At 60.3% G+C, this 7,925-nt stretch carries 5 protein-coding genes and 8 tRNA genes; 10 read left to right on the forward strand and 3 right to left on the reverse strand.

Going from position 1 to position 7,925, the window contains the following annotated elements:
• Positions 1–91: 91 nt before the first annotated feature.
• A complete protein-coding gene (locus tag VA602_RS17955; RefSeq protein ID WP_156343750.1) occupies positions 92–253 on the reverse strand; it encodes a hypothetical protein in 162 nt (53 codons plus the stop codon).
• Between VA602_RS17955 and uvrB the strand changes: the two genes are divergently transcribed.
• On the forward strand, positions 252–2,267 hold the full coding sequence (gene uvrB / locus VA602_RS17960) for an excinuclease ABC subunit UvrB (RefSeq protein WP_054893085.1): 2,016 nt from the start codon (positions 252–254) through the stop codon (positions 2,265–2,267). The genes VA602_RS17955 and uvrB overlap by 2 nt on opposite strands.
• 37 nt (positions 2,268–2,304) lie before the next feature.
• Here uvrB and VA602_RS17965 read toward each other — a convergent pair whose 3' ends face one another.
• The gene (locus VA602_RS17965; protein WP_176717847.1) at positions 2,305–3,795 is read right to left on the reverse strand and encodes an MDR family MFS transporter; all 1,491 of its coding nucleotides are present in this window, start codon (positions 3,793–3,795) and stop codon (positions 2,305–2,307) included.
• A 49-nt stretch (positions 3,796–3,844) separates the two neighbouring features.
• Complete coding sequence (locus VA602_RS17970; protein WP_323453859.1) at positions 3,845–4,918, reverse strand: HlyD family secretion protein; 1,074 nt, start codon at positions 4,916–4,918, stop codon at positions 3,845–3,847.
• Between the two features lie 143 nt (positions 4,919–5,061).
• Between VA602_RS17970 and gltX the strand changes: the two genes are divergently transcribed.
• From gltX to VA602_RS18015, 9 genes are all read left to right on the forward strand, one after another.
• A complete protein-coding gene (gene gltX / locus VA602_RS17975; protein ID WP_054893088.1) occupies positions 5,062–6,543 on the forward strand; it encodes a glutamate--tRNA ligase in 1,482 nt (493 codons plus the stop codon).
• Positions 6,544–6,778: 235 nt separating this feature from the next.
• A tRNA-Ala gene (locus VA602_RS17980) sits at positions 6,779–6,854 on the forward strand.
• Between the two features lie 71 nt (positions 6,855–6,925).
• A tRNA-Glu gene (locus tag VA602_RS17985) sits at positions 6,926–7,001 on the forward strand.
• A 53-nt stretch (positions 7,002–7,054) separates the two neighbouring features.
• Positions 7,055–7,130: transfer RNA gene (locus VA602_RS17990), tRNA-Ala, on the forward strand.
• Positions 7,131–7,172: 42 nt separating this feature from the next.
• Positions 7,173–7,248, forward strand: a tRNA-Glu gene (locus tag VA602_RS17995).
• A gap of 67 nt (positions 7,249–7,315) precedes the next feature.
• A tRNA-Ala gene (locus VA602_RS18000) sits at positions 7,316–7,391 on the forward strand.
• Between the two features lie 41 nt (positions 7,392–7,432).
• Positions 7,433–7,508 (forward strand) — tRNA-Glu (locus VA602_RS18005).
• A 67-nt stretch (positions 7,509–7,575) separates the two neighbouring features.
• Positions 7,576–7,651, forward strand: a tRNA-Ala gene (locus tag VA602_RS18010).
• 41 nt (positions 7,652–7,692) lie between these two features.
• A tRNA-Glu gene (locus tag VA602_RS18015) sits at positions 7,693–7,768 on the forward strand.
• Positions 7,769–7,925 lie beyond the last annotated feature (157 nt).

The following is a 7,925-nucleotide window of genomic DNA, read 5'->3' on the forward strand; positions in this document are numbered from 1 at the left end:
TGCACCCTCCAGCCCAGTGCACTGAAGCGGTGCAAACGGGGAGTCAGTATAGTGATACCGATCGGTCACTGCGACACTCTGGCACAGGTTTTCAGGCGCTTTGCGCAAATATTTTTCGACCATTGGTCGAATTGCCTTGTCCACCGCAATGAGCGTTCACATCTGCGGCGGCAAAGGCCACCCCGGCGCGTCTTTTTGCGTATAGACTACTGGCTAAATTTACAGTTGCTGCGACATCCAAGAGGTCCGTCATGTCCGAGTTCCAGCTCGTCACCCGATTCCAGCCGGCCGGCGACCAGCCTGAAGCCATTCGCCTGATGGTCGAGGGTATCGAAGCGGGCCTGTCGCACCAGACCCTGCTCGGGGTGACCGGCTCCGGCAAGACCTTCAGCATCGCCAATGTCATTCAACAGGTCCAGCGCCCGACCATGGTGCTGGCGCCGAACAAGACGCTGGCTGCCCAGCTGTATGGCGAGTTCAAGGCCTTCTTCCCGCACAACGCGGTGGAGTACTTCGTCTCCTACTACGACTACTACCAGCCGGAAGCCTACGTCCCGTCGTCGGACACCTTCATCGAGAAGGATGCCTCGATCAACGACCACATCGAGCAGATGCGCCTGTCGGCGACCAAGGCATTGCTGGAGCGGCGCGACGCGATCATCGTCACCACGGTGTCGTGTATCTATGGCCTGGGCAGCCCGGAAACCTACCTGAAGATGGTGCTGCACGTCGATCGCGGCGACAAGCTCGACCAGCGCGCACTGCTGCGCCGGCTGGCCGACCTGCAGTACACCCGCAACGAGATGGACTTCGCCCGTGCCACCTTCCGGGTGCGTGGTGATGTGATCGACATCTTTCCGGCCGAATCGGACCTTGAGGCCATCCGTATCGAGCTGTTCGACGACGAGGTGGAGAACATCGCCGCCTTCGACCCCTTGACCGGCGAAGTGATCCGCAAGCTGCCGCGTTTCACTTTCTACCCCAAGAGCCACTATGTGACCCCGCGCGAGACCCTGCTCGAGGCGGTGGACGGCATCAAGGAGGAGCTCGGCGAGCGGCTGGAGTACCTCAACAAGGCCAACAAGCTGGTAGAGGCCCAGCGTCTGGAGCAGCGTACGCGCTTCGACCTGGAGATGATTCTCGAGCTGGGTTATTGCAACGGTATCGAAAACTACTCGCGCTATCTGTCCGGTCGCCCGGCTGGCGCCCCGCCGCCGACGCTCTACGATTATCTTCCTGCCGACGCGTTGCTGGTGATCGATGAGTCACACGTCAGCGTTCCTCAGGTCGGCGCCATGTACAAGGGCGACCGTTCTCGCAAAGAGACACTGGTGGAGTATGGCTTCCGCCTGCCATCGGCGCTGGATAACCGGCCGATGCGCTTCGACGAGTGGGAGTCAGTCAGCCCGCAGACCATCTTCGTCTCGGCGACGCCTGGCCCTTACGAGGCAGAGCATGCCGGGCGTGTGGTCGAGCAAGTGGTGCGGCCAACCGGCCTGGTCGATCCTCAGGTAGAGGTGCGTCCAGCCCTCACTCAGGTGGATGACCTGCTGTCGGAAATCGGCAAGCGCGTGGCGGTGGGGGAACGGGTGCTGGCGACGACCCTGACCAAGCGCATGGCCGAGGACCTTACCGACTACCTCGCAGACCATGATGTGCGTGTGCGTTACCTGCACTCGGACATTGACACCGTGGAGCGGGTGGAGATCATCCGAGACCTGCGTCTGGGTACCTTTGATGTACTGGTGGGCATCAACCTGTTGCGTGAGGGGTTGGACATGCCGGAGGTGTCGCTGGTGGCCATTCTCGATGCCGACAAGGAAGGCTTCCTGCGTTCGGAGCGTTCGCTGATCCAGACCATTGGTCGCGCTGCGCGCAACCTCAACGGCAAGGCGATTCTCTATGCTGACCAGGTGACAGGCTCCATGCAGCGGGCGATCGACGAGACCGAGCGGCGTCGGGCCAAGCAGGTGGCGTTCAACGAGGCGAATGGCATCGTGCCCAAGGGGGTGGTCAAGGACATCACCGATATCCTGGAAGGCGCCACGGTGCCCGGTGCGCGCAGCAAGAAGCGCAAGGGCATGGCCAAGGCTGCGGAGGAGGCTGCGCGCTACGAGGCAGAGCTCGCCACTCCTGGCGAGATCACCAAGCGCATCAAGGTGCTGGAAGAGAAGATGTTCCAGCTGGCGCGCGACCTGGAGTTCGAGGCCGCCGCCCAGTTGCGCGACGAGATCGGGCAACTGCGTGAGCGCCTGATCGCCAGCTGAGTGCACTCGTCGGCGCAGAAATGGCCGGGTTACAGGGTCAGTGTGCCTCGCCGGCCTTCAGCCCCTGCGGCAGTTTGCGTGTCAGCAAGACCGCCACCATGCTGACCGCCAAACCGATCCCTACCAGATGGAAGGCATCGTTGTAGGCCATGATCAATGCCTGCTGGTGGGTGATTTCGCTCAAGCGCCCCAGTGCCGCGCTGTCACTGCCCAGTCGCTCGGCCAACTGGGCCAGCCGCTCCGCCACTTGCGGGTTGCTTGGCACCACTGATTCGCGCAGGTAGTCGAAATACACCTTGGTCCTTGCATCCAGCAAGGTGGCCAGCAAGGCAATACCAATGGCGCCGCCCAGGTTGCGCAGGATGTTGAACAGGCTCGAAGCCGAGCCCGCATCCTGGGGCTGAATGTAAGCCGTGGCGATCAGCGAGATGGTGACCATGATCATGGGCTGCCCGAGTGCGCGAATGATCTGGATATGGTTGAACTGTGGCCCTGCGAAGTCCGGGTTGAGCACTCCCGAGCCGAAGCTGGCAGCCCCGAACAGGCAAAAGCCCAGTGCACAGAGCAACTTGGGCGCAATCACCTTCATCAGTTGCGGCACCAGCGGAATCAGGAACAGCTGTGGAATTCCCATCCACATGATCACCTCGCCGATCTGCAGGGCGTTGTAGCCCTGGATCTGCGCAAGGTACAGCGGCAGCAGATAGATCGAACCATAAAGCCCAACACCCATCCCCAGGCTGGCGATGCTCGACAGGCCGAAGTTGCGGTTGCCGAGGATGCGCAGGTTGATCAGGGGGTTGGCCCGCGAAAGCTGGAGGATGACGAAGGTGATCAGGCAGAGCAGGGCCACGGTACCCAGGCCGACAATAAGGCTCGACTCCAGCCAGTCCTTGCGATGGCCTTCTTCCAGAAAGACTTGCAGGCAGCCCAGGCCGACCCCCAGGGTGACGATGCCGGCGTAGTCGGTGCTTTTGAGCAGCTCCCAGTGCGCTTCTTTCTTCTCCAGCCCGTAGAGCAGCCCTGCGATCATCACCAGCCCCGGCGGGATGTTGATGTAGAAGATGTATTCCCACCCCCAGTTTTCGGTGAGCCAACCGCCCAGGGTCGGACCGATGGAGGGGGCGAAGGTCGCGGTCATGGCGAACATCGCCATGCCCTTGGCTCGATGGTGTTCGGGCAGCTTGATCAGGGTCAGGGTGAAGGCCAGCGGAATCAGTGCGCCGCCGGTAAAGCCCTGGAGAGCGCGAAACACGATCATGCTTTCGAGGTTCCAGGCCATCGAGCACAACAGCGAGGACGCCAGAAAACCAAGCGAGACCCACACCGCCAGGCGCCTCGCGGATAGTAACTGCACAAGCCAGGCGGTCAGCGGAATCATGATGATTTCCGCCACGAGATAGGAGGTCGAGATCCACGAGCCCTCTTCCAAGGTGGCAGACAGCGCCCCCTGGATATCCTTGAGCGAGGAGTTGGTGATCTGAATGTCCAGCACGGCCATGAATGCACCGAGCATCACGCTCATCACCGCAATCCAGTCGCGCTGGCTAGGCTCCGCAGTCGGTCGCAGCAGTTGGTCACCGGCCATCGTGAGTTTCGCCGCGCTCTGCCTGATCGGCGCTGTTGCGCAGGTCGACGGTGGCGGTTACCGACATGCCTGGGCGAATGCGACCGTGCAAGGGGTTATTGGCTGCAAAGGTCAGCTTGACCGGAATGCGTTGCACCACCTTGGTGAAGTTGCCGGTGGCATTGTCTGGTGGCAGCAGGCTGAATTGCGCCCCGGATGCAGCGAACAGGCTGTCGACACGGCCTTCGATCGGGGTGTCGGGATAGCTGTCGAAGATCAGTTCGGCACGCAGGCCCCGATGCATGTAGCCGATCTGGGTTTCCTTGAAGTTGGCCTGCACCCAGATGTCTTCGTCCGGGACGATCGATAGCAGATAGGCGCCGGCCTGCACCACCTGGCCATTGCGTGCGCTGCGCTGGCCGATGGTGCCACTGATGGGGGCGTGGATTTCACAGCGGGTAAGGTTGAGTTCTGCCTGTGCCAGGTCTGCGCGGGCGTTGGCAATTTGCGCATCAAGGCGCTTGAGTTCGGCCGTCAATGCGTCGATCTGCTGGCGCTGGCTCTGCAGGTCGGCCTGGGCTTTGTCGACTTGGGAGCGGGCGACGTGGTTTTCCGCAGACAGGGTGGTGACTCGTTCCTCCGAGACGAACCCAGGTTTGCGCAGGGCTTCGGCACGATTGAGGTCCAGGCGCGAGCGATCAAGGGTGGCCTGGTTGGCGGCCACCTGGGCTCGGCCGGCGGCGATCAAGCTGTCTTGCTGGGTCAGTCGGCTTTGCGCCTGGACGCGTTCGGCTTCACGCGTAGCCAGTGCCGCGCGGGCACGCTCGACCGCCAGCTGGAAGTCGGCGACCTCCAGGCGGACCAGCAGATCGCCTTGCGTGACGTGTTGATTGTCCTCTACCAGCACCTCGTCGACCCGCGCACCCAGCTGGCTGGAAATGCGAGTGATCTCACCCTGCACATAGGCATTGTCGGTGCTTTCGTAGAAACGCCCCTTGAAATACCAGTGGGCGAGAAAGGCGAGGGCGACCAGCACCACCAAGGTGAGAAAGATCAGCAGGCGGCGTTTGAGTTGAGCAGGCATAGGGACTATCGTTCCAGAAATGTAAGCAAATTTAACAGCTCGGCAATGCACCGTCACAAGTGACGATAGCGCCATTGCTGGAGCCCGATGCCCGCACCCTGCTAACATCCCGCCTTTGTTTCATCTTTCGTCCGAGACTGTCCATGACCACCGTTCGCACGCGTATCGCGCCATCGCCCACTGGCGACCCCCACGTCGGCACTGCTTACATCGCCCTGTTCAACTACTGCTTTGCCAAGCAGCACGGCGGCGAGTTCATCCTGCGCATCGAAGACACCGATCAGTTGCGTTCGACCCGCGAGTCGGAACAGCAGATTTTCGATGCCCTGCGCTGGCTCGGTATCGAATGGAATGAAGGTCCGGACGTTGGCGGCCCGCACGGCCCGTACCGCCAGAGCGAGCGCGGCGAGATCTACGCCAAGTACGCCAAGCAACTGGTCGATGCCGGCCATGCGTTCTATTGCTTCTGCACCGCCGAAGAGCTGGATCAGATGCGTGCCGAACAGATGGCCCGTGGCGAAACACCGCGCTATGACGGCCGCGCATTGAAAATGAGCGCCGAGGAAGTGCAGCGTCGACTGGCCGCTGGCGAGCCCCACGTGATTCGCATGAAAGTGCCGAGCGAAGGTATCTGTGTGGTGCCGGACATGCTGCGTGGCGACGTCGAGATTCCGTGGGACCGCATGGACATGCAGGTTCTGATGAAGAACGATGGCCTGCCGACGTACTTCCTCGCCAACGTGGTCGATGACCACCTGATGGGCATCACCCACGTCTTGCGAGGCGAGGAGTGGCTGCCGTCGGCGCCGAAGCTGATCAAGCTCTACGAGTATTTTGGCTGGGAGCAACCCAAGCTGTGCTACATGCCGCTGCTGCGTAACCCGGACAAATCCAAGCTGTCCAAGCGCAAGAATCCGACCTCGGTCACGTTCTACGAGCGTATGGGCTTCATGCCTGAAGCCATGCTCAACTACCTGGGGCGCATGGGCTGGTCGATGCCGGACGAGCGCGAGAAGTTCTCCCTGGCAGAAATGGTCGAGCATTTTGACCTGTCGCGTATTTCCCTTGGCGGGCCGATCTTCGACATCGAGAAGCTGTCCTGGCTCAATGGCCAGTGGCTGCGCGACCTGCCGGTCGAGGAGTTCGCTGCGCGCGTGCAGAAGTGGGCGTTCAACAGCGACTACATGATGAAGATCGCACCGCATGTACAGGGTCGTGTCGAAACCTTCAGCCAGATCGCGCCACTGGGCGGGTTCTTCTTCGAGGGCGCACTCAAGCTCGATGCCAAGCTGTTCGAGCACAAGAAACTGTCGCCCGATCAGGTGCGTCAGGTCATGCAGTTGATCTTGTGGAAGCTCGAAAGCCTGCGGCAGTGGGAAAAGGAGCGTATTACCGGCTGCATCCAGGCGGTGGTCGAGGCCCTGGAGCTGAAGCTGCGTGACGCCATGCCGCTGATGTTCGCCGCAATTTCGGGGCAGGCCAGCTCGGTGTCGGTGCTCGATGCCATGGAGATTCTCGGCCCCGACCTGACCCGCTACCGTCTGCGCCAGGCGCTGGAACTGCTGGGCGGCGTGTCGAAGAAAGAGAACAAGGAGTGGGAAAAGCTGCTGGCGAATATCGCCTGATTGGCTTATCTCACGCCCCTGTGGCAGTGGGCTTGCCCGCTGCCACAGGACCTGGCAATCGCCGAGAGCAGGGCAGGGCGGTAAGTGATTGTTATCTGTGAAAAAAATTTTTGATATTTTCACGAATTCGTTTGACAGTGCTGCAATCCGATCTTAATATGCGCCCCGTCCACAGCGATGAACGAAAATGAAGCACCAGGCACCCAGCCGGTGATTCAGTTCAAAGCGACATTGTGGGGCTATAGCTCAGCTGGGAGAGCGCCTGCATGGCATGCAGGAGGTCAGCGGTTCGATCCCGCTTAGCTCCACCAAATTCCGCTTCGTGATCAAGGTCGTGAAGCAAGACTGGTCCAGCAACCAGGTCTTGAAGGTAAGAAGGTTCGTCCCCTTCGTCTAGTGGCCTAGGACACCGCCCTTTCACGGCGGTAACAGGGGTTCGAGTCCCCTAGGGGACGCCAGTATTGCACAAGCGATATTTCATGATGTCGCTGGGCCGAGAGGCTAGAAATCCGGGGCTATAGCTCAGCTGGGAGAGCGCCTGCATGGCATGCAGGAGGTCAGCGGTTCGATCCCGCTTAGCTCCACCAATTTTGCCGCGGTTCGTGAAAACGGATCGGCACGAAGGTTACGTCCCCTTCGTCTAGTGGCCTAGGACACCGCCCTTTCACGGCGGTAACAGGGGTTCGAGTCCCCTAGGGGACGCCATTTCTTCCCGCGTTTTGCGGGGTTGAAAGGCTCATTCGACTGTTGAGTGAGCTTTTTGTTTTGTTTCGGGGCTATAGCTCAGCTGGGAGAGCGCCTGCATGGCATGCAGGAGGTCAGCGGTTCGATCCCGCTTAGCTCCACCAATCTGCCACGGTTCGTGAAAATGAATCGGCACGAAGGTTACGTCCCCTTCGTCTAGTGGCCTAGGACACCGCCCTTTCACGGCGGTAACAGGGGTTCGAGTCCCCTAGGGGACGCCATTTCTTCCCGCGTTTTGCGGGGTTGAAAGGCTCATTCGACTGTTGAGTGAGCTTTTTGTTTTGTTTCGGGGCTATAGCTCAGCTGGGAGAGCGCCTGCATGGCATGCAGGAGGTCAGCGGTTCGATCCCGCTTAGCTCCACCAATCTGCCACGGTTCGTGAAAATGAATCGGCACGAAGGTTACGTCCCCTTCGTCTAGTGGCCTAGGACACCGCCCTTTCACGGCGGTAACAGGGGTTCGAGTCCCCTAGGGGACGCCATTTTTACCCGTGTTTTACGGGACTTCAAAGGCTCATTCGATTATTGAATGGGCCTTTTGTTTTTCTACCTCCTTAATCTTCCAGGTGCCCGATCAGCGGTACGCGATTTCGCTTGCCAGAAAATATTACATGCGTAATATTTCGATCATCATATTTG

This window comes from Pseudomonas machongensis, assembly GCF_034961125.1.
Classification (GTDB): Bacteria; Pseudomonadota; Gammaproteobacteria; order Pseudomonadales; family Pseudomonadaceae; genus Aquipseudomonas; species Aquipseudomonas machongensis.